Genomic DNA, 20,812 nt, shown 5'->3' on the forward strand with positions numbered 1-20,812 from the left:
GTACGGTGTGGTCGCCGGCCTGGCCGAGCAGCTGGAGCGGCAGCCGCCAAGCTCCAGGTGGCCGACCGCGCCGAGGCGATCGTCCGGGCCCGCGACGCCGGACTCGGGCGATAGCCGACGGCTCGCGGGCTCCTTTTGTCGGACCTCGGGACTAGCGTCTAGGGGTGAACCGACAACCCTAGGAGGGGCGAGATGGACAAGGTGGTCCACTTCGAGGTGCCGTTCGAGGACGCCGAGCGCGCACACGGCTTCTACCGCGAGGCCTTCGGCTGGCAGGTGACGTCCATGCCGGAGATGTCCTACACGATGGTCACGACCACGCCGACCGACGACACCGGCCGTCCCGGTGAGGTCGGCGGCATCAACGGCGGCATGTTGGCCCGGCAGGGGCCGATCACCTCGCCGGTCATCACGATCGGCGTCGAGGATCTCGACGACAGCCTGGCCCGGATCGAGAAGCTGGGCGGCCGGGTCGAGATCGGCCGGCAGGCGGTCGCGGAGATGGGCTTCTCGGCCTATGTCCGCGACACCGAGGGCAACCTGATCGGGCTCTGGCAGAACGCCTAGCCGGATTTCCGCGGAGATTCTTCCGCGGGGATGTCGAGAACGTCGCCGAGGCTCCGACCTACCCGCGCAACGGCCCCGCAGCGGCGGGGGACGACATCTGGGAGACGCGATGAAGTACATGCTGATGATGTTCGGTGACGGCGCCACGATGATGGAGCAGCGCAGTCCCGAGTGGGTCACCGAGATGATCGCCTTCATGGGCGGTTTCAACGCCGAGCTGGAGAAATCCGGTGAGTTCGTCCACGCCTACGGTCTCGCTGACCCCTCCTCGGCGAAGACGGTGAGCCTGGCCGGTGGGCAGGTGGTGGTGACCGACGGCCCGTTCGCCGAGGCCAAGGAGTCGCTCGCCGGATTCTGGATCTTCGACGTGGCGGACGAGAAGCGCGCGGTCGAGCTGGCCGGGGAGGTCGTGGTGTGGGCCGAGCGGGTCGAGCTCCGCGAGGTGCCGGACGGGCCTCCCGAGCAGTGACCCGTCCGGGGCCGGAGATCGAGGGCCTGTTGCGTGAGCTCGCGCCGCAGGTCCTCGGCATTCTCGTGCGCCGTTACGGCCAGTTCGACGCCGCCGAGGACGCCGTGCAGGAGGCCCTGCTCGCCGCCGCCCTGCAGTGGCCCGGGGCAGGTGTTCCGGACAGTCCCCGGTCGTGGCTGGTCACGGTCGCCGGCCGCCGGCTCGTGGACGAGTTCCGCAGTGAGAGCGCCCGGCGGACCCGCGAGGCGAATGCCGCGCTGCTGGAGCCGGTCGAGCCCGGCGGCGTTCCGGACGAGGATGACACGCTCACGCTGTTGTTCCTCTGTTGTCATCCCGCGTTGTCGGCGCCCTCGCAGCTCGCCCTGACGCTGCGGGCCGTCGGCGGGCTCAGCACCGTCGAGATCGCGCGGGCGTTCCTGGTGCCCGAGGCCACCATGGCGCAGCGGATCAGCCGGGCCAAGCAGAAGATCAGGAGCAGCGGTTCCGGCTTCGTGCCGCCGGCGGGCGACGACCGGGCCGCCCGCCTCCAGGTGGTGCGCCAGGTGCTCTATCTGCTCTTCAACGAGGGTTACACCGCCAGCTCCGGGCCCGGCCTGCAACGGACCGACCTGACCGCCGAGGCGATCCGGCTCACCCGGATGCTGCACCGCCTCTCCCCGGACGGCGAGACCGCCGGGCTGCTCGCGCTGATGGTGCTGACGGACGCCCGGCGGGCCGCGCGGACCGACGCGCGGGGCGCTCTGGTGCCGCTCGACGCGCAAGACAGAACCCTGTGGAAGCGGGAGCTGATCACCGAGGGCGTCGCACTGGTGTCCGCGACGCTGGGGCGCGGGCCGCTGGGGCCCTATCAGCTGCAGGCCGCCATCGCCGCCGTGCACGACGAGGCTCCGGACGCCGAGCGCACCGACTGGCCGCAGATCCTCGCCCTCTACGAGGTGCTGGAGCGGGTCGCGCCGGGTCCGGTGGTCACGTTGAACAGGGCTGTCGCGGTGGCTCGGGCCCGGGGGCCGCTCGCCGGGCTCACCGTGCTCGCCGAGCTGGACGGCGACGAGCGGATGAGGGACAACCACCGGCTCGAGGCGGTCCGCGCCCACTTGCTGGAGCTCGTCGGCAACGCGGCCGCCGCGCACGCCGCCTATCTGAGGGCCGCCACGATGACCGCGAGCCTGCCCGAGCAGCGATATCTCACGCTCCGCGCGGCCGAGCTGGCACCCACCGCGGCAGCCCTCCGCCGAGCCGACCCGCCCGAGCAATGAGCGCATCGGCATCGAGCTGCGGCGTCTGATCGCTGATCCGAGGCGCGTCGACGATGATCCGTACCTGACCCGAACAATGCTGTGGCCGTCGCGCGGGCACAATGGGCGCGTGAGCGATGCATCGCCCAAGGGGCTCGTCCTGGTCGTCGAGGACGAGCGTCCCATCGCCGACCTCGTGCGGATGTACCTGAGCCGCGACGGCTTCGGCGTGCACGTCGAGCACGACGGCATCGCCGGGCTGGCCGCGGCGCGGCGGATGCGGCCGGTGGCGTGCATCCTCGACATCGCGCTGCCCGGCATGGAGGGCACCGACATCTGCCGGCGGCTACGCGAGGACGGCGACTGGACGCCGGTGGTCTTCCTCACCGCCCGGGACGACGAGGTCGACCGGATTCTCGGGCTCGAGCTCGGCGGCGACGACTACCTGACCAAGCCGTTCAGCCCACGCGAGCTGGTGGCCCGGGTTCGGGCACTGCTGCGGCGGGCCGCCGGGCCGGCCGACGGGGGCCGGGTCCGCAGCCTCGGGCCGGTGTCGCTGGATCCTTCCCGCAGGCAGGTAACCGTGGACGGCGCGCCGCTGTCGCTCACCCCGACCGAGTTCGATCTGCTGGGCCACCTGCTGAACCGGCCCGGGCGGGTGTTCACCCGCGAGGAATTGCTGGCCGGCGTCTGGGGCTACGCCTCGCACGCCGGCACCCGTACGGTCGATGTGCATGTCGCCCAGGTCCGGGCCAAGCTCGGGTCCGCCGCCGGGGTGATCCGCACCGTGCGCGGGGTCGGCTATACCGCCGATGCGTAGGTTCTTCGTCACCCTGGCCGGGCGGACCGTCCTGGTCACCGCCGCCACCGCGGTCGTCGCGGTGATCATCACGGCGGTGGTGGCGCTGCCCATCGCGGTCCGTTCGGCCAACACCGCCGCCCGTACCGAGCTGGTGGAGAAGTCCGTCCTGGCCGTGGAGCTGCTCAGCACCGCGGGGCCCGCCGTTCGTACGCGCATCGTCGAGCGGTTGCGCGAGGACGACATCGACGTCTATCTGATCCGGCGCGGGGTGGTCGACCGGCCTGGGCTGCCCGCGCGGGTGATCGAGCAGGTTGCCGCCGACACGGTCGTCGACACCCGGGGCGTGGTCGACGGCCGTACCGTTCTGATCGCCGGGCGCCCGCTGCGCGGCGTCGACAGCGGTGTCGTGCTCACCCGTCCCGCCGTGTCGGGTACGGCCGGCCGCGTGCTCGGCGGGGTGTGGGTCGCGCTGCTCGCCGGGCTTCTCGGCGGCGTGGGCGCCGGCGCGCTGCTCGCACACTTCACCGCGCGGCCGTTGCGGCAGGCGGCGTTGGCGGCGGGGCGGCTGTCGGCCGGCGACCGGTCGGTCCGGCTGGCGGTGCGGCCGCCGGCGGAGGCCGCCGAGCTGGCCACGGCGCTCAACCAGCTCGGCGCGGCGTTGCAGATCAGCGAGGGCCGGGAGCGCGACTTCCTCCTCTCGGTCTCCCACGAATTGCGTACGCCGCTGGCCACGATCCGCGGCTACGCCGAGGCCCTCGCGGACGGTGTCGTCGACGCCGAAGGCACCCCCAAGGCCGGAACGATCATGCTCAACGAGGCCGACCGGCTCGACCGGCTCATCTCCGATCTGCTGGTGCTGTCCCGGCTGGAGGCCGCGGACCTGCCGGTCGACGTCGTGGGGGTCGACCTCGTCGACCTGGTGGGTTCGGCGGGGGAGGCGTGGGCGCCGCGCTGTGGCCCGGACGGGCCGAAGCTGTCCGTGGAGCTGCCCGCGACCGCGGTCGTGGTCGACACGGACCCGGGCCGGATCCGGCAGGTGATCGACGGGCTGTGCGAGAACGCGCTGCGGGTCGTGCCGGCGGGGGCGGCGCTGGTGTTGGCGGTCCGGCCGGGGGAGCGCGGCGGCGTCGTGGAGATCCGCGACGGCGGGCCCGGCTTCACCGACGACGACCTCGCGGTCGCCTTCGAGCGAGGCGCGTTGCAGCAGCGGTACCGGCACGTCCGTAAGACCGGCAGCGGCCTGGGGCTCGCCCTCGCCGCGCGGCTGGTGACCCGGTTGGGCGGCGGCATCGAGGCGGGCCACGCTCCCGAGGGTGGCGCGATGTTCACGGTGACGCTTCCTTACCCTGCTCGAACATGACGCTGATCGGGCTCGTGCACGCCGGGCGGACGCTGTCGGCATGACACGAACCCGAATCGCGCTGACCGTGACCACCCTGGGCCTCGCCGGCCTGCTCGGGCTGACGGGCTGCGGCGCCTCCGGCGCGGGTCCGTCCGCGGCGCCGGCCGCCGTCGCCGTGGATGTCGCCGGGGAGGCGTACGCGCTGACCTCCGTCGGCTTCGAGACCGGCCTCGAGGGCGAGCCCGACCCGGGGGCGTCCACGGGCCCGAAGGAGCGCAAGCACGGCCTTCGTAAGCAGCTGCGGAAGAACACCCTGCACGGCGAGACCACCGTACGGGCGAAGGACGGTGTGCGGACGATCGTCGTCCAGCGTGGCACCGTCACGGCGGTGGACGCGCGGACCGTGAGCGTGAAGTCCGCCGACGGCTTCACCCAGACCTGGACCTTCGGCGAGAAGCTCAAGGTTGTGCAGAACCGCAAGGCCGCGGAGCTGAGCGCCCTCAAGAACGGCGTGGAGATCGGCGTGGCCGGTGCCCGCGAGGGGGACAAGGCGATGGCCCGGCTGGTCGCGATCCGCTAAGACCGGACATGTGGGTCAGGGCCCGCACTCGGTGCCGTCGAGCACGGGCCCTTCCCCGCCCCCTGAATGAAAGATCGGTGGTGACGCCGTCACTGCAGGATCGTGCCGAGGGGGGAGAGCAGCAGCTTGCCGAAGGCCTCGGTGGTGTGGTCCAGCCGGTTGCGCTCCCGGGTCATGGCCTGCTGGTCGTGGCGCACGGACCAGAGCCGCTGGGCGTTTCGCCAGGCGACGTTGCGGGTGTACTCCACCAACTCGCCCTGCCACCGGTCGTCGAGGTCGCCGTTCATCATGTCGATGAACAGCTGCCACTTCTCCAGGTAGCCGCGGCGCAGGCCGGGGATCTGCTCGGCGAAGATGTCGTTGATCTGCAGGTAGTCGTGGTGCTGGTCGCTGTCGTCCACCGGGTCGCAGCCCTGGTGGTCGAACGTGGTGACCAATGCGAACGGCAGGTCGTAGTTGATGTGCGCGTTGACGCCGGCGGCGGCCGACGGCAGCGGTCGGGCGTCCGGGCCGGGGATCCGGTGGAACAGCACGGACCAGGCTTTCGGGCAGCCGGCGCTCATGTCCGACCATTGCCGCAGCGCGTCGAAGTACCGGGCGGCGAACTCGACGTCGAGCCGGGCGAGGAACGCGGGATCGGCGAAGCGGCCCGCGTACAGCCGCTCGAGCACACAGGTCGTGATCGACAGGTAGAGCTTGTTGAAGTCGGCGAGCGGATTGCTGTTCAGCAGCGGTGGCACCCGCTCCAGCACGTCCTGGAGCTTCGTGAGCTGGTCGACCACGGCGGGTACGTCGTCCGGGTGACCGGACAGCACGTCGGCCATCTCCTGTCTCACGGGCCCCCAGACGGACGTCTCGGTGATCATGGGTCCTCCAACGGCGGGCATTCACGGCGGAGGCCCTCAGCACCGCCCGGCGACTCCGACCGCCGGGCGGTGCTCCCCCGAACGACTGTGAGCCTTTCACCGACGGACTACGTGGGGATCGGTAAAACGACGTATTCCGCGTACGTAGATAACGAAATGGTCACGCCGCGCGGAGGTAGACCCGGCTGGCCTGCACCCGGGTGCGCACCTGGAGCTTGTCGAAGATGTGGCCCACGTGGACGCCGACCGTCCGCTCGCTGATGAACAGCGCCTGGCCGATCTCGCGGTTGGTGAGGCCCTCGGCGACCGCCGCCAGCACTTCCCGCTCGCGCTCGGTGAGCATGCTCAGGCCGTCGTCCCCACGCGCCAGGGCCGTGGGTGTGGTCTCCTGCTCGCCGGTCAGCGTGACCCTGGCCCGGGCGGCCACCTGGGTGATCTCGGCCGCGAACGGCTTGGCGCCCATCGCGCGGGCGGTCTCGTACGCCTCCCTGATCGCGGCCGTGGCGGCGGTCCGCTTGGTGCGCCGGGCGAACGACGCCTCCGCCTGCCGCAGCCGCGAATAGGCGGCCGGGTACGGCTGCTTGCGCCGGTCCCACGCCTGCACGGCCCGCGCCCACAGGGAGGGGTCGTTGCGCTGCTCGATCCGGCTCAGCTCCGCCGCGCACAGGTCGAGATAGCCGTCGACGACCGCGCGCACCGGCGGCGCCGCGTTGCCGGCTCCGCGCGCCATCCGCTCGACCACCGCCTGCAACCGCCGCACCGCGCCCGGGTCGACCGCGATCTCGCCGCCGGCCTGCGCCTCGGCCTCGGCCCGCAACCCGTGCCAGGCCAGCACGCCGAGCAGCACGAGATCGTCGGAGCGGGTCTCGGTGAGCCCGCGCTGCACCGCGGCCCGGGCTTCGGCGTGCCGACCCTGCCACATGGCGAGTCCGGCCCGCAGTGTCAGCATCGGCAGCACGTGCCGGGCGCCACCGCCGGCGAGGATGGTCGCGACGGCGTCCAGGTCCCGGTCGGCGCGTACGTCTCCGAAGCCGACCCAGAGCCGGCACCGGGCGAGCAGGATCTCGACCGCGTCGGCGCCGGACGGGCGGTGGCGCATCGCGTCGTCGAGGACCTGGCCCGCCTCGGTCCACTGACCCACCCGGAACAGGCCGTTGGCCGCGATCGCCAGCAACCGCGTCTGGTAGGTGCGGCCCTGGCCCATCGCGGCCAGCCTTTCCGCGCCGCGACGGGCGACGAGCACACCTTCCTCGATGTTGTTCAGCGGGTTGGTCAGCAGCTCGGCGAGGTGCAGGTAGGCGCAGCCGATGTCGTCCGGGTGCTTGGTGCGCTCGGCGATCTCCACCGCCTGCCGGATGACCGCGAGACCCGCGTCCGGATCCTCGCGGAACGCCAGGCTGAAGCCCAGCGCCGCGCTGGCCCGTACCAGGTCGGCGGTCGAGCCGTCGGCGCGTTCGGCCAGCTCCAGGGCCTCGCGGGCGCGGACGCCGGCGTCGGCGTACCGGCCGAGGTGCACGAGCAGTTCGGCGAGGTTGGCGGCGGCGCTCGCCTTCTCGTTGGGGCTGCAGTCGGGGGTGGCCAGGGCGCGCTCGTATTCGATCTCCGCGGTGGCGGTGCGTCCGGCGGCGGCGAGATAGCGGGCCCGGCGCAGGTGGAGCTCGCAGTCGCCCGGCCCGTCCGAGCGGTCCGCGAGCCGCTCCAGCGTGGTCAGGGCGCGCTGGTGCTCGCCGCAGCGGTGGGCGGCCTCGGCCGCGTGCCCGAGCAGGTCGGTGCGCTGCGGGGAGTCGTCGGGAGTGAGCTCCAGAGCCAGGGCCCAGTAGCGGTGTGCCTCGACGTAGCCGTACAGCCGTTCGGCGGCTCGGGCGGCGGCGACGACCGAGGGGAGGGCGCGGGCTGGCTCGCCGGCCTGCTGCCAGTGGTGCGCCAGCCGCGCGTGGTCGGGCTCGCCCGAGGCCTCGATCGCCTCGGCGTAGCGCCGGTGCCGGGCGGCGTGCTCGGCGGGCAGGACCTCGTGCGCCAGGACCTCGGCGACCACCTGGTGCCGCAGCCGGTAGCCGTCCGCCGCGCTGGTCAGGAAGCGGTGCGCGACCGCGGCCCGGACCGCCTCGATGAGCTCGGCCTCGGGCAGCGGCAGGACCCGGGCCAGCAGGGCGTGCTCGACCGGCTCGACGCCGGCGGCGACCGCGTGCACCACGTCGTGGGCGTGCTGGGGCAGCTCGTCGACGCGGGACAGGAAGATCTCGCGCAGGGTGTCGGACAGCTCCACCCGGCCGTCCCGCAGGTCACGGGCCAGTTCCTCGGCGACGAACGGGTTGCCCCCGCTGCGCTTGTAGACGCGGTCGGAGTCCTGTGCCGCGAGGCCGGTCCCGGCGATGGCACCGACCAGCTCGGCGGTCGCGTCCTGGTCGAGGGGTGCCAGGTCGAGCACGCGGACCGAACGCAGCCGCCGCAACTCCGCGAGGACGCGGCGCAGCGGATGCGCGCCGTGCAGCGACTCGGAGCGGACCGCGGCCAGCACCGACAGGTTGACGTCGCCGAGCCCGGCGAGCAGGTAGAGCAGGAGCTGACGGGTGCTGCGGTCGGCCCATTGCAGGTCGTCGAGGACGAGCAGCAGCCGGCGGCCCCGGGCGAGCGCGCGCAGCTCCCCCGAGACCCGCTCGAGCAGGGCGCCCGCGCCGTCCTGGGGGTCGGCCGGGCCGGGGCCGGGCTGGACGCCGGCCTGGCGCAGGGCCTGGAGGACGGGGTGCAGCGGGGACGCGTCTCCGATGTCTAGGCAGGCGCCGCGGAGCACGGCGGCACCGGCCGCGCGCATCACCTCGGCGGTTTCGCGCAGCAGGCGGCTCTTGCCGACGCCGCTCTCACCGGTGACGAACACCGCCGCGGTGCCGCCCGGGCCCGCGGCGAGCAGGTCGGCCTGGATCGACGTCAGGATGTCGGAACGTCCGACAAGTGGCGCGTCATCCCCTTCGCTGGCCATGCGTGGCAGCCTAGTGGGAACGTCGCTATGCCGTTCTCGTCGGTTCGGACTGTTCTGCGTCACAAAGAACCGACGACGCGGCCGCTGTCATAGATACGTCATTCTGCTGATCCGCTGTCCAGCCCGTCCTGGCACCGTTCACTGCGCCAACGCAGCTAAGGGGGGCGTAGGACATGAATAGATTGTCCGCCGGTGTCCGGTGCCGGCGACAAACGGTGACGGTGTTGTTCGTCGACATCGTGGGTTTCACCAGCATGGTCGACGAGCTGGACTGCGCCGATGTGCGCGATCTGCAGATCGACTACTTCGGGCTCGTGTCCGCGGTCGTGCGCGCCGCGGGTGGTGTGGTGGAGAAATTCATCGGCGACGCGGTCATGGCGGTCTTCGGCGCGCACGGTCCCCGGGCCGGCACTCCGGACGCGGTGAGCTGCGCGGCCGCCGCCGCGGTCCGGGCCGGGCTCGGGGTCCAGGAGGCGCTGCGGGGGCGTCTTCTGGCCGGTCGGTTCCCGGTCCGCACGCGCGTGGGGCTCGCCACCGGTGACGTGATCGTCGACCTCGACGCCGCCCGCGACGGCGGATACGGGATGGTCAGCGGCAGCGTGGTCGCCACGGCGGCGCGGCTGCAGGCCTGTGCGCCGCACGACACCGTGGTCGTCTGCTCGGCGACCCAGAGCGCCTCCGAGGGCGCGGTCGCCTTCCAGGAGCTCCCGCCGGTGTCGCTGGCCGGCAAGGCCGCGCCGGTGGAGCTGTGGCGCGCGCTGGACCCGCAGGACGTGCCGGCATCGGCCCGCACCCTGCAGCCCTGCGGCTGAGCCGGCCGGGCGCGCCCTTCTCACGCTCCGGGCCGCCGGCGGTGAAGTCGGTCGGACCGACAATCCTTCAGCGCGCTCGGAGCGCGCCGATAAAGGCATCGTGGGTGCCTCGCCTTCCGTGCCGGTGGAGCCGGCCGCGGTCCAGTCGGAGCTCGGCGATGCCGCCGGGCTCCAAGTGCTGGGCGAGCTCGGACGCGGCACCCAGGCCATCGTCTACCGCGTCCGCCAGGCAGGCACCGACTACGCCCTCAAGATGCTGCTCAAGGCGCCAGGCTCCGGCCGGCTGACCGCACCGCAGCGGGGCACGGCCCAGGAGGACACGGCCCCGCAGGCAGCACCCGAGGAACTGCGCGAATTCCGCCGTCAGGCCGCCGTGCTGGCCTCCGTCGATTGCCCGAACCTGCCCCGGGCGCACAAGATCGGTGAGGTCGCCGGCCGGCCGTACGTGATCCTGGACATCGTCGAGGGCGAGCAGCTGGCACGCCGGCTGCTGCGCGGGCCGGTCCAGGAGCGCCACGCGGTGTCGGTCGGCGCCGACATCGCCGCCGCGCTGAGCGCGGCGCACCAGCACAATCTGGTGCACCGCGACGTCAAGCCGGAAAACATCATCATCACCGACCGGGGCTCGGCCCACCTCGTGGACTTCGGGCTCGCCACGGCCGCCGCCGGCCAGGGACTCGGGCCGGACGACGCCATCGCCGGAACGCTCACCTACAGCGCTCCCGAGCAGACCGGCATGCTCAACCGCCCCGTCGACAACCGCTCCGACCTGTACGCCCTCGGCGCGGTGCTCTTCGAATGCGTCACGGGCGCCCCACCCTTCGCCGCGGACGACGTCGGCGAGCTGCTGCACCTGCACGCCACCGCGCCCGTGCCGGACCCCCGGGCGCTCGCACCGGGCCTCAGCGCGACGTTCGCGGCGGTCATCGTCCGGCTGCTCGCCAAAGACCCGGACGACCGCTACCAGAGCGCCGCCGGCCTGCTGGCCGACCTGCGCCGCCTCGGCGCCGACCCGACCGCCTCGTTCGTCCTCGGTGAGCAGGATGGGCCGGTCGTCCCGTTCGAGCCGCCGCTGACCGGGCGTGACGCTGAGCTCGAGACGCTGCGTGACCTCTGGCGTCAGGCGGCGTCCGGCGACGGAAGCGTCGTCACGCTGCACGGACCCACCGGTTCGGGAAAGACGCGCCTCGCCTCCGAGCTGTGTGCGCTGGTCCGCGCCGCCGGGGGCGTGGTCCTGCGAGGTGACGCCTCTTCGAGCGACAGCCGGCCGATGGCGCCGCTGCGGGCGGCCGTCGACGCGTACGTCAAGGATCTGCTGAGGCAACCCGGCGGGCGCGTCGCGGCCGCCGCCACGCTGCGTGCCGCCGCCGGCCAGAGTGCCGGCCTCGTCACCAGCCTGTCACCCGCGTTGGCCGACGTGCTCGGCGTGCCGCAGGTGTCCGGCGAGATCGGGCAGGACCGGCACGCCGCGGCGGTCGCCGACCTGCTCACCGGCCTGACCCGCGCGGCCGGGCCGGTCCTGCTGCACCTGGACGACGCGCAGTGGTTCGACGAAGGCACCGTACGGGTCCTGGAGCAGCTCGCCGCGGGCGTTGCGGGCGTACCGATGCTGGTCGTGATGAGCGGACGCCCCGGCGACGGCGGGGAAGCCGCGGTGCCGCCGCGGCCCGGTTCCGGCCGGGTCACCGACATCTCGCTGCCCGCGTTGACCGTGGCGCAGGTCGCCGACCTGATCGACGCCCTCTCCGGCGGCGTGCGGCTGCACGAGGACAGCGCCACCGAGATCGCCCTGCTGACCGGCGGCAACCCGTTCGCGACGCTCGTCTACGCCCGGGCCGTGATGGACGCCGGACTGCTGGCGCCGAACTGGGGCGCCTGGGAACTCGACGCCGAGGGCGTGCGCGACCTCGCGCTGCCGGCGGACTCGGCCCAGCTGGTCCTGCGCCGGATGGGGGCACTCGACGCGGAGAGTCGTCGCCTGCTCGGTGTCGCCGCCGTGGTCGGCACGTCGTTCTCGCCCGGCATCGTCGCCGAGGCAGCCGGACTGGATCTGCGCCGAGTCCACGACGTCCTTACCGACGCCGGCCGCGAGGGCCTCGTCGCGTACGGCGTCGGCGCCCACCGCTTCCTGCACGACAGCATCCGGGTCGCGCTGCTCGCCGACCTCGACGAGGACGATGTCCGCGACCTGCACCAGCGGATCGCCGACGCCCTCGACCGCCGCAGCGACGCCGACGAGTACGCACTCGCCCGGCACTGCGCGCTGGGCCGGCCCGAGCAGGCGTCCGACCGGATGCTGCGCGCGTGCACCGCCGCCGGCGCCCGCGCCCTGGCCGAGCACGCCCCGGGCACCGCACTGACCTACCTGGAGTACGCCCGCGACGCGGCGACCACCAGCGACGTGGCCCTCGGCAGCACCTTCAAGCAGCTGCTGGGCACCGCCTACCACCAGAACGGCCGCTTCGACGAGGCGGTCGCGATGCTCACCGAGGCGCTGGCCGAGACGACGGAGGGCGCCGAGCGTGCCCGCATCCACCTGCTGCTGGCCCGCGTCTACGAGAGCAGCTGGAGCGGTGCCGCGCAGCTTCGGGCCGTGGAGCAGGGGCTGGCCGAGTTGGGCCGTCCGCTGCCCGCGAACCCGATCCTGCGGGTGCTCTCCGGCCTGTGGCTGTTCTTCGTGGGTTGCTTCACCCGGGTCACCCGGCTGGGCTACGGCACCGCCAAGGGCGAGCGCCGCGACCGACTGAGACTGGAGTCGACCCTGCACCACTACGGCGCCTCCGGCAGCATCCGTACGCTGCGCCCGGCGCACTCGCTGTACTACGCGTTGCGGATGCCGTACGCGATGAACCGCCTGGGTCGATCGTCCGAACGCGCCCGTGACCTCGTCGCCCTCAGCCTGCCGCTGCGCATGGCCGGACTCCAGCGGCTCGCCGACCGGTTCACCGCGATGTCGTCGCGGATCGCCGGCGATCTCGGCGACCCCACGCTGGCGGCCCGCATCGAGTGGATGACCGCCATCGCCCTGCACGGCAGCGGCGCGGACTCCGGCGAGCGGGTGCGGCAGGTGTTGATCGAACGGGAACGGTTCCTCGACGCCGGCCTGATTCTCGACTGCTATGCCGTCCTCGGCTGGGACTGGCTGCTGCGCGGTGAGATCGCCGAGGCCGAGGCCGCCTACGTCGGGCGTCAGCACTGGCTGGACGCCGGCGGGCACGGCGAACGCAGCGCCGTCGTGGCCGTCGACGCGGGCATGCTCGCCATGCGCGGCCGGGCCGGCGAGGCGCTCGCCCGGCTGAACCGGGCCCGGGACACCAAGGAGATCCACGAGGTCGTCGACATGATCGTGGCCCGGATGATCGCGGCGATCGAGCGCGACGACCTGGGCAGCGCCTTCGACGACGCCGTCGCCGAGTTCGACGGGCTGGGCCTGCGCCCGCTCGACGTGCTGCCCGCGCAGCACTCCTACTACGTCTACCGCGCGTACGGGCGGCTCGAGCAGGCGCGACGCGCCGCGCCCGCCGAGCAGGAGCGGGCGCTCGCCGCCGCCGAGGCGGCCGTCGCCACTCTCGCCCAGGTCACCAAGCGTCCCGTCGTCGCGGCCCACCACCGGGTGGCCAAGGCGGCGCTCGCCGTCATGAAGCCCGGCCACGCCGGCCACGCCCTGGACATCCTGGCGAAGGCCGAGAAGCTGCTGCGTACGGTCGACTCACCGCTGACCTCGTTCGAGGCGGCCCTGATCCGCGCCCGCGCGCTCACCGTCCTCGGCGTCGCCGGCGAGGCCGAGCGGCAGGCTCGGATGGCGGCCGGCATCGCCGAGGACCGCGGCTGGCCGCACCGCGCCCGCCGGGTCGCCGCGGAATTCCGCCTCGACGCTGGTCGCCGTAACCGGATGCCGGTGGTCGCCGCCCGCGGCCGCGCCGGTCAGCGCTGGGCCGCCCTCGAGCAGCTCAGCAACGCCGCGTCGCGGGTCATCGACCCCGAGCGGCTCACGCGCGTCGCGCTCGACGAGACCGTACGCCTGCTCGGCGCCGAACGCGCCCTGCTGTTCCTCGTGGACGCCGACAGCGGCGTGCTGGCGCCGTACGTGGGCCGCGACGCGGGTGGCCAGGACCTGGCGGAACTCGCCGGGTACAGCACGACAGTCGTGGACCGGGTCCGGCACAGCCGCGAACCGCTCGTGGTCACCGGCACCGAGGAGGGCGCCGCGCTGGGCGCCGACAGCGTCGTGCAGTTCGGCCTGCGCAGCATCCTGGTCGCCCCGCTGGAGCTGGACGACCGCCTCCTGGGCGTGGTCTACCTCGACAGCCGGGTCGCCAAGGGCGTCTTCACCGTCGACGACGTGGACGTGCTCACGGCCGTCACCCACCACATCGCGGTGGGCCTGGAAACCGCGCGGGCGGCTCAGCTCGAGGTGGCCGTCGCCGCCGCCAACCGCCAGCGCGACCTGGCCGAGACCCTGCGTCGGGCGATGGCCCGGCTCAGCGGCACCCTCGACCCCGAACTCGTGCTGCGCCGGCTGCTGCTGACCGCGCGGCAGACGCCGGGCGGCGAGCGCGGCTGGCTGCTGCTCGGCACGACGGAATCCGACGAGATCACCGTGCTGGGCGACAAGTCCGGCTCGTTCACCGTGCGTCCGGCCGACCACCCCGAGTTGCTCGCGCTGCTCGCCACCCGGCAGGCCGACATGATTTCGGGTACGCCGGCATGGGCGTCCGCGCTCGGCGACTACGCCGGGTCGAGCTGGCTGACCGTCACGCTGGACGACCGGGAGGGCGCGTTGGGCGTGCTCGTGCTGGCGTCGGAGCGGGCCAACGCGTACGCCGCCGCCGACCTCGGTGTCGCCGCGGCGCTGGTGGGCCAGGGCATGGTCGCCTACGACAACGCGCGCCTGTTCAGCCGGATCAACGAGCTGGCCACGACCGACAGCCTGACCGGGGTCGCCAACCGCCGGCGGTTCTTCGAGCTCGCCGAGAAGTCGCTGAACGCGGCGCGGGAGGCCGGCACCCCGGTCACCGCCCTGATGATCGACATCGACCACTTCAAGCGCGTCAACGACACGTACGGCCACCAGACCGGCGACGACGTCATCCGCGAGGTCGTCACCCGGCTGCTGTCCTGCCTGCCGCCGGAGGGAATCGTCGCCCGGTACGGCGGCGAGGAGTTCGCCGTCCTGCTGCCCGGGGTCCGCGAGGACGGGCCGGCGCTCGCCGAGAAGCTGCGCGCCGCGATCGACGGCATGCCCCTGGACACCCGTACCGGTCCCATCCCGGCGACGATCAGCGTGGGTCTGGCCCGGCTGCGGCCCACGGACGCCACCCCGGACGCGCTTCTCGCCCGGGCCGACTCGGGCCTGTACGAGGCCAAGCAGGCCGGCCGAAACCGTGTCATGGCTCACGACGAGTGACATTCGTCCGGTTGGTCCGCCCCTTCGAGGTGGCGTTGTCGGTCGGCCTTACCAAACTCGTCGCACCTCCCCGGTAGGCTCGCCGCGTCGTTGACGGCCCGCCACCGCTGGAGGAGTAGCACCTCGTGACTGCGCAACAGGAGATCCTCTACGGGGCCGACGACCTCACCCACCTCGAGGGTCTCGACGCGGTGCGCAAGCGTCCCGGCATGTATATCGGCTCGACCGACAGCCGGGGAGTCAACCACCTCGCCAACGAGATCATCGACAACGCCACCGACGAGGGCGTCGCCGGGCACGCCACGCAGGTCGAGGTCACCCTGCACGCCGACGGCTCGGTGCAGGTCGACGACGACGGCCGCGGCATCCCGACCGACATCAACGCCAAGTCGGGCCTCAGCGGCGTCGAGCTGGTGCTCACCCGCCTGCACGCGGGCGGCAAGTTCGGCGGTTCGGGCTACAAGACCTCCGGTGGCCTGCACGGCGTCGGCGCGTCGGCGGTCAACGCGCTGTCGTTGCGCTTCGACGTGACGGTCCGGCGCGAGGGCAAGGTCCAGGAGATCTCCTTCCAGCGGGGCGTGCCGGGCGAGTTCGCCGGCGACGGCCCGGCCGCGAAGTTCCGCGCGGAGCCGGGGCTGCGGGTCGTGCGCAAGATGAAGCGGGGCGAGAGTTCCGGCACGTCGATCCGTTATTGGTACGACGCGCGCTACTTCGAGACCGGCGCGCGGCTCGACGTCGCCATCGTGCGGGCCAAGCTGCGCAACACGGCGTTCCTCGTTCCCGGCGTCGCGTACGTTCTGCGCGATCTCACCGGCGAGGAGCCCACCGAGGAGACCTTCCACTACCCGCAGGGCCTCGGCGACATGGTGGAGTTCCTCACCCCGTCGGGCGACAAGGCCGTCTCCGGCATGCTCATGATCACCGGTGAGGGCACCTACAAGGAGAACGCCGCCGACGCCAACGGCGTGATGCAGTCCAACGTCGAGCGCCTCGCCCAGGTGGAGATCGCGTTCCGCTGGGGGACGGGCTACGAGCGTACGGTCGAGTGCTTCACCAACACGATCCGCAACGTGCACGGCGGCACCCACCGCAAGGGCTTCGAACGCGCCCTGGTCCGGGCGCTGAGCGAGGCCGTCCGCAACGCGCGCGGCCTGCTCAAGCCCAAGGAGGACGCGCCGGTCCTGGACGACTACCTGGAAGGCCTCACGGCGGTCATCCACGTCCGCGTGCCCGAGCCGCAGTTCACCTCGCAGACCAAGGACGAGCTCTCCACCGCGGGCATCACCCGGGTGCTGCAGGGCCTGGTCGAGCAGCACCTCAAGCAGTGGATCGACGATCGGCGCACCAAGAGCGAGGCGCGGACGGTCCTGCAGAAGGTCGTCGACGCGGCCCGGGTGCGGCTCACCCAGAAGCAGCAGAAGGACGCGGCCCGCCGCAAGACCGCCCTCGAGGGCGCCTCGATGCCGCCGAAACTGGTCGACTGCCGCTCGACCGGCATCGACCGCAGTGAGATCTACATCGTTGAGGGCGACAGCGCGCTCGGCACCGCCCGGATGGCCCGCAGCTCGGAATACCAGGCGCTACTGCCGATCCGCGGCAAGATCCTCAACGTGCAGAAGGCCAGCCTGCAGCAGGTCCTCGACAACGCCGAGTGCTCGGCCATCGTGCAGGTGCTCGGCGCCGGCTCGGGGCGCACCTTCGAGCTGAGCACGATGCGCTACGGCCGCGTCATGATCATGGCCGACGCGGACGTCGACGGCTCGCACATCCGCACCCTGCTCATCACGCTCTTCGCCAAGTACATGCGGCCGGTGATCGAGAGCGGCCGGCTCTTCGCCGCTATGCCCCCGCTGCACAAGGTGGTCACCAAGGGCCGCAACGCCGAGACCATCTACACCTACACGCAGCAGGAGATGGAGACGACCGTCGCCCGCCTGGAGAAGTCCGGCAAGTCCGTCGTCAAGCCGGTGCCCCGGTTCAAGGGTCTCGGCGAGATGGACGCCGACGAGCTGTGGGACACCACGATGAATCCCGCCACCCGCACGGTCCGGCGGATCACCATCGACGACGCCGAGCGGGCCGAGGCCACGCTGGAGCTGCTGATGGGTGAGCGGGTCGAGCCCCGCAAGAACTGGCTGATCGAGGCCGCCGGCCGGATCGACCGCGAAACGATCGACGCCTGAGGAACGGGTCACACACATGGCACGCCGCAAGAACGAGCAGTCCCGGGTGGACCTGTCGGCCTTCGACCAGGCCGGGGCCCGGGTGATCGACAACCCGCTCACCACCGAGGTCGAGGACTCCTACCTGGAGTACGCATACTCGGTCATCCACTCGCGCGCGCTCCCCGACGCCCGCGACGGCCTCAAGCCGGTGCACCGGCGCATCCTCTGGTCGATGCAGGAGCAGGGCTACCGGCCCGACCGGGCCTATGTGAAGTCGGCCCGCGTCGTCGGTGACGTGATGGGTCGCTACCACCCGCACGGCAACGTGGCGATCTACGACGCGATGGTCCGCCTCGCCCAGGACTTCTCGCTGAACGTGCCGCTGATCGACGGGCACGGCAACTTCGGCTCTCCCGACGACGGCCCGGCCGCCGAGCGGTATACCGAGTCCCGGATGTCGCGGGAGGCGATGCTGCTCGTCGGGGAGCTCGGCGAGGGCACCGTCGACTTCAAGCCCAACTACGACGGCTCCGAGCTCGAGCCCGTGGTCCTGCCGGCGGCGTTCCCCAACCTGCTCGTCAACGGCACCTCCGGCATCGCGGTCGGCATGGCCACCAACATGATCCCGCACAACCTCGCCGAGGTCGTCGCGGCGGCGCGGCACCTCATCACCGATCCCGAGGCCGACCTCGACACGATCATGCGCTTCGTGCCCGGTCCCGACCTGCCCACCGGCGGGCAGCTGCTCGGGTTGGACGAGGTGCGCCGGGCATACGAGACCGGCCGGGGTGTCGTGCGCATGCGCGCCCGTGCCACCACCGGCCCCCTCGAGGGTGGCCGGGGCCGCCAGGCCATCACCGTGGTCGAGCTGCCGTACGGCGTCGGCACCGAGAAGATCATCGAGGCGATCACCGACGAGGTGAAGGGCAAGCTCATCACCTCGGGCCCGCGCAAGGGCCAGCGGCAGGCCGCCCGCCTGCAGGGCATCGCCGACGTCAAGGACCTCACCGACCGCGAGCACGGCATCCGCCTGGTCATCGAGTGCAAGGTCGGCGTCAACCCGCAGGCGCTGCTCGCCGACCTCTACCGGCTCACGCCGCTGGAGACCTCGTTCGGCATCAACAACCTCGTGCTGGTCGACGGCCAGCCGCGGACCCTCGGGCTCAAGGCGCTGCTGGAGGTGTTCCTGGCCCACCGCTACGAGGTGGTCACCCGGCGGACGACGCACCGGCGCACCAAGCGGCAGGACCGGCTGCACCTCGTCGACGGCCTGCTCATCGCCCTCATCGACATCGACCGGGTGGTCGCGATCATCCGCGGCAGCGACGACGCCGCCGCCGCCAAGGCGAGCCTGATGAGCGAGTTCGGGCTCACCGAGATCCAGGCGAACTACATCCTGGACACCCCGCTGCGCCGGCTGACCCGCTTCGACCGCATCGAGCTGGAGACCGAGCAGCAGCGGCTCAACGAGGAGATCGCCGAGCTGTCCCGCATCCTCGACAACGTCGACGTGCTCAAGCAGGTCGTCTCGGACGAGCTGGCCGCGGTCGTGGCCGAGTTCGGCGCGCCCCGCCGCACGACGCTCATCGACGGCGACCTCAAGGAAGTGCTCGCGGCCTCCGTCCCGGCCGGTCCGCTCGAGGTCGCCGACGACCCCTGCCAGGTGATCCTCTCGGCCACCGGGCTCATCGCCCGCACCGCGGCCGAGAGTGAGGAGGCCACCGAGGCGCGTCGCCGCAGCGGCCGGGTCAAGCACGACGCCGTGCGCGCCGTGGTCCACTCGACCGCCCGCGGCCGCGTCCTGCTGGTGACCAGCACGGGCCGCGCCTTCAAGACGGACGTGCTGCCGTTGCCGGTGCTGCCCGAGCAGTCCGGCACGGTCTCGCTGCGCGGCGGCATGTCGGCCTCGGAGCTGATCCCCCTGGAGAAGGGCGAGCGCGTCGTCGGCCTGGCACCGCTGAACGCCGACGGCTCCCCGGGCCTGGCGATCGGCACCCGCCAGGGCGTGGTGAAGGTGTGCGCGCCGGAGTGGCCGGTCCGCTCCGACGAGTTCGAGGTCATCACCCTCAAGGACGGCGACGAGGTGGTCCAGGCCACCTGGCTGACCGACGGCGCCGAAGCCCTCGCCTTCGTGACCTCTGACGCGTCCCTGCTGCGCTTCCCGGCCAAGCTGGTCCGCCCGCAGGGCCTCAAGGGCGGCGGCATGGCGGGCGTCAACCTGTCCGAGGACGCCGAGGTGCTGTCCTTCAACGCCATCGACACCCGCGACGAACAGCACGGCGAACCGATGGTGGTGACCTCCACCGGCACCCAGGTGAAGGTGACCCCCTTCGCGGCGTACCCGGCGAAGGGCCGCGCGACCGGCGGCGTCCGCGTCCAACGTTTCCTCAAGGGCGAGTCCCGCCTCACGGTCGCCTGGGTGGGCCCCCGCCCGGTCGGCGCGAGCGCGACGGGCGACCCGGTGGACCTGCCCGACCAGGACACGCGCCGCGACGGCTCGGGCGAGGCGGTGCTGATGGGCCCGCAGATCATCGGCCACCTGATCGAGCGTGGCTGACGTGGTCGAGGTCGCTGATGTGTCGAGCGTGGCTGACGTGGTCGAGGTCGCTGACGTGGTCGAGCGTGGCTGACGTGGTCGAGCGTGGCTGACGTGGTCGAGCGTGGCTGACGTGGTCGGGCCGACCGCCGCTGTCCGGATCGCCAGGCCCAGTCGGGATCTCGCGGCCGCCGAGCGCTTCTACGTCGACGGGCTCGGGCTGGACGTGCTCTACCGGTCCACGACCGAGGCCGCCGGAGAGCATGATCTGCTCATGCTGGGCTGGCGGCAGGCGTCCTGGCACCTGGAGCTGGTCGGTGGGGCGGGCTCGACGGAGCCCTCCCCGACGCCGGAGGACCTCCTCGTGATCTACCTGTCCGGGCCGGTCGACGAGGAACTCATCGGCCGGCTGGAGCAGGCCGGGGGGACACGAGTCCCGCAGAGCGCCTACTGGGATCGATGGGGCGTCACTGTGCGGGATCCCGACGGCTATCGCCTGGTCCTGTCGACCCGGAGCTGGTCCAACGCCGAGTAGGGCGTGGCGCGGGCGGCCGGCCCGTTCGGGCCAGGATGCGATGGATGACCGCCAGCGGCAGGACGCCTATCGCGTACCAGGCCAGATCGACGACGTCGAACTGCACTCCGAGGACAAGCCTGGCGAGCAGGTTATGCTCGGACAGCTCCGCCGGCACGCCGGTCAGTTGCGAGAGTTCGACGACCCAGCAGAAGCCGATCGCCAGTGCCGCCACCGTCGTCGCCCTGGCGGCTGGAAGCACGAGGAGCACGCCCGCATAGATCGTGGCGGCGTAGAGCGCGGTTCCCGAATGTTGCGCGAGGGCGCCGGAGCTGTTCAGGACGTCGTTGCCGGCGGTCAGGACCCGGATCCCGAAGGCCGTTGCCAGGAAGCCGCCCGCCGCGACGATCGCTGTCAGCCGTACCCGCCAAAGGTCACCCGTCACAGCGCGACGATAGAGACTTCGATCAAATATCGGGCCAGGGGCCTGGTGTGTGGACTGTGTCGGCGTGCTGCCGAGCCTCCGCGTGTCCCGGCTTG

The 20,812-nt window shown here is 72.4% G+C and carries 14 protein-coding genes; 11 read left to right on the forward strand and 3 right to left on the reverse strand.

Annotated features, from left to right (window positions below):
* The first annotated feature begins 192 nt into the window (after positions 1–192).
* The 6 genes from AB0M36_RS03030 (at position 193) to AB0M36_RS03055 (ending at position 4,995) form a co-directional block, all read left to right on the forward strand.
* On the forward strand, positions 193–567 hold the full coding sequence (locus AB0M36_RS03030) for a VOC family protein (RefSeq protein WP_364151425.1): 375 nt from the start codon (positions 193–195) through the stop codon (positions 565–567).
* A 109-nt stretch (positions 568–676) separates the two neighbouring features.
* Entirely contained in the window at positions 677–1,036 is a 360-nt protein-coding gene (locus tag AB0M36_RS03035) for a YciI family protein (protein WP_364151427.1), read from the forward strand.
* Entirely contained in the window at positions 1,033–2,292 is a 1,260-nt protein-coding gene (locus tag AB0M36_RS03040) for a DUF6596 domain-containing protein (protein WP_364151429.1), read from the forward strand. The genes AB0M36_RS03035 and AB0M36_RS03040 overlap by 4 nt, the downstream gene beginning before the upstream one ends.
* A gap of 76 nt (positions 2,293–2,368) precedes the next feature.
* Entirely contained in the window at positions 2,369–3,091 is a 723-nt protein-coding gene (locus tag AB0M36_RS03045) for a response regulator transcription factor (protein ID WP_364151432.1), read from the forward strand.
* The gene (locus tag AB0M36_RS03050) at positions 3,084–4,433 is read left to right on the forward strand and encodes a HAMP domain-containing sensor histidine kinase (RefSeq protein WP_364151436.1); all 1,350 of its coding nucleotides are present in this window, start codon (positions 3,084–3,086) and stop codon (positions 4,431–4,433) included. Before AB0M36_RS03045 ends, AB0M36_RS03050 begins: the two co-directional genes overlap by 8 nt.
* Positions 4,434–4,473: 40 nt before the next feature.
* Positions 4,474–4,995, forward strand: coding sequence for a hypothetical protein (locus tag AB0M36_RS03055; protein ID WP_364151440.1), 522 nt, complete (start codon positions 4,474–4,476; stop codon positions 4,993–4,995).
* Positions 4,996–5,084: 89 nt separating this feature from the next.
* Here the strand turns inward: AB0M36_RS03055 and AB0M36_RS03060 are convergent, their stop codons facing one another.
* Positions 5,085–5,861: a DUF5995 family protein gene (locus AB0M36_RS03060; RefSeq protein WP_364151442.1), complete on the reverse strand. Its 777-nt coding sequence runs from the start codon at positions 5,859–5,861 to the stop codon at positions 5,085–5,087.
* 160 nt (positions 5,862–6,021) lie between these two features.
* Complete coding sequence (locus tag AB0M36_RS03065) at positions 6,022–8,838, reverse strand: AAA family ATPase (protein WP_364151445.1); 2,817 nt, start codon at positions 8,836–8,838, stop codon at positions 6,022–6,024.
* A 215-nt stretch (positions 8,839–9,053) separates the two neighbouring features.
* Here AB0M36_RS03065 and AB0M36_RS03070 point away from each other — a divergent pair, with 215 nt between their 5' ends.
* The 5 genes from AB0M36_RS03070 (at position 9,054) to AB0M36_RS03090 (ending at position 20,293) form a co-directional block, all read left to right on the forward strand.
* On the forward strand, positions 9,054–9,650 hold the full coding sequence (locus tag AB0M36_RS03070) for an adenylate/guanylate cyclase domain-containing protein (RefSeq protein WP_364151448.1): 597 nt from the start codon (positions 9,054–9,056) through the stop codon (positions 9,648–9,650).
* 100 nt (positions 9,651–9,750) lie between these two features.
* Positions 9,751–15,057, forward strand: a complete 5,307-nt coding sequence (locus AB0M36_RS03075; RefSeq protein ID WP_364151451.1) for a diguanylate cyclase — start codon at positions 9,751–9,753, stop codon at positions 15,055–15,057.
* 125 nt (positions 15,058–15,182) lie between these two features.
* Positions 15,183–17,240: a DNA topoisomerase IV subunit B gene (locus AB0M36_RS03080; protein ID WP_364151454.1), complete on the forward strand. Its 2,058-nt coding sequence runs from the start codon at positions 15,183–15,185 to the stop codon at positions 17,238–17,240.
* 16 nt (positions 17,241–17,256) lie between these two features.
* The gene (locus AB0M36_RS03085; protein ID WP_364151457.1) at positions 17,257–19,779 is read left to right on the forward strand and encodes a DNA topoisomerase (ATP-hydrolyzing); all 2,523 of its coding nucleotides are present in this window, start codon (positions 17,257–17,259) and stop codon (positions 19,777–19,779) included.
* A gap of 112 nt (positions 19,780–19,891) precedes the next feature.
* Complete coding sequence (locus AB0M36_RS03090; protein WP_364152242.1) at positions 19,892–20,293, forward strand: VOC family protein; 402 nt, start codon at positions 19,892–19,894, stop codon at positions 20,291–20,293.
* On the opposite strand, the gene AB0M36_RS03095 is transcribed toward AB0M36_RS03090, so the two are convergent.
* Positions 20,226–20,717 carry a DUF2809 domain-containing protein gene (locus AB0M36_RS03095; protein WP_364151460.1) on the reverse strand — a complete coding sequence of 164 codons (492 nt, stop codon included), beginning with the start codon at positions 20,715–20,717 and terminating at the stop codon, positions 20,226–20,228. The two genes, AB0M36_RS03090 and AB0M36_RS03095, sit on opposite strands and share 68 nt — an antisense overlap.
* Between the last annotated feature and the right edge of the window lie 95 nt (positions 20,718–20,812).

The organism is Actinoplanes sp. NPDC051346, from assembly GCF_040682215.1.
In the GTDB taxonomy this organism is placed as follows: domain Bacteria; phylum Actinomycetota; class Actinomycetes; order Mycobacteriales; family Micromonosporaceae; genus Actinoplanes.

Coding starts and splice junctions, on each gene's coding strand:
- AB0M36_RS03035 (WP_364151427.1), top strand. CDS start 677: ATGAAGTACATGCTGATGATGTTCGGTGACGGCGCCACGATGATGGAG.
- AB0M36_RS03060 (WP_364151442.1), bottom strand. CDS start 5,861: ATGATCACCGAGACGTCCGTCTGGGGGCCCGTGAGACAGGAGATGGCC.
- AB0M36_RS03055 (WP_364151440.1), top strand. CDS start 4,474: ATGACACGAACCCGAATCGCGCTGACCGTGACCACCCTGGGCCTCGCC.
- AB0M36_RS03065 (WP_364151445.1), bottom strand. CDS start 8,838: ATGGCCAGCGAAGGGGATGACGCGCCACTTGTCGGACGTTCCGACATC.
- AB0M36_RS03050 (WP_364151436.1), top strand. CDS start 3,084: ATGCGTAGGTTCTTCGTCACCCTGGCCGGGCGGACCGTCCTGGTCACC.
- AB0M36_RS03045 (WP_364151432.1), top strand. CDS start 2,369: ATGCTGTGGCCGTCGCGCGGGCACAATGGGCGCGTGAGCGATGCATCG.
- AB0M36_RS03085 (WP_364151457.1), top strand. CDS start 17,257: ATGGCACGCCGCAAGAACGAGCAGTCCCGGGTGGACCTGTCGGCCTTC.
- AB0M36_RS03030 (WP_364151425.1), top strand. CDS start 193: ATGGACAAGGTGGTCCACTTCGAGGTGCCGTTCGAGGACGCCGAGCGC.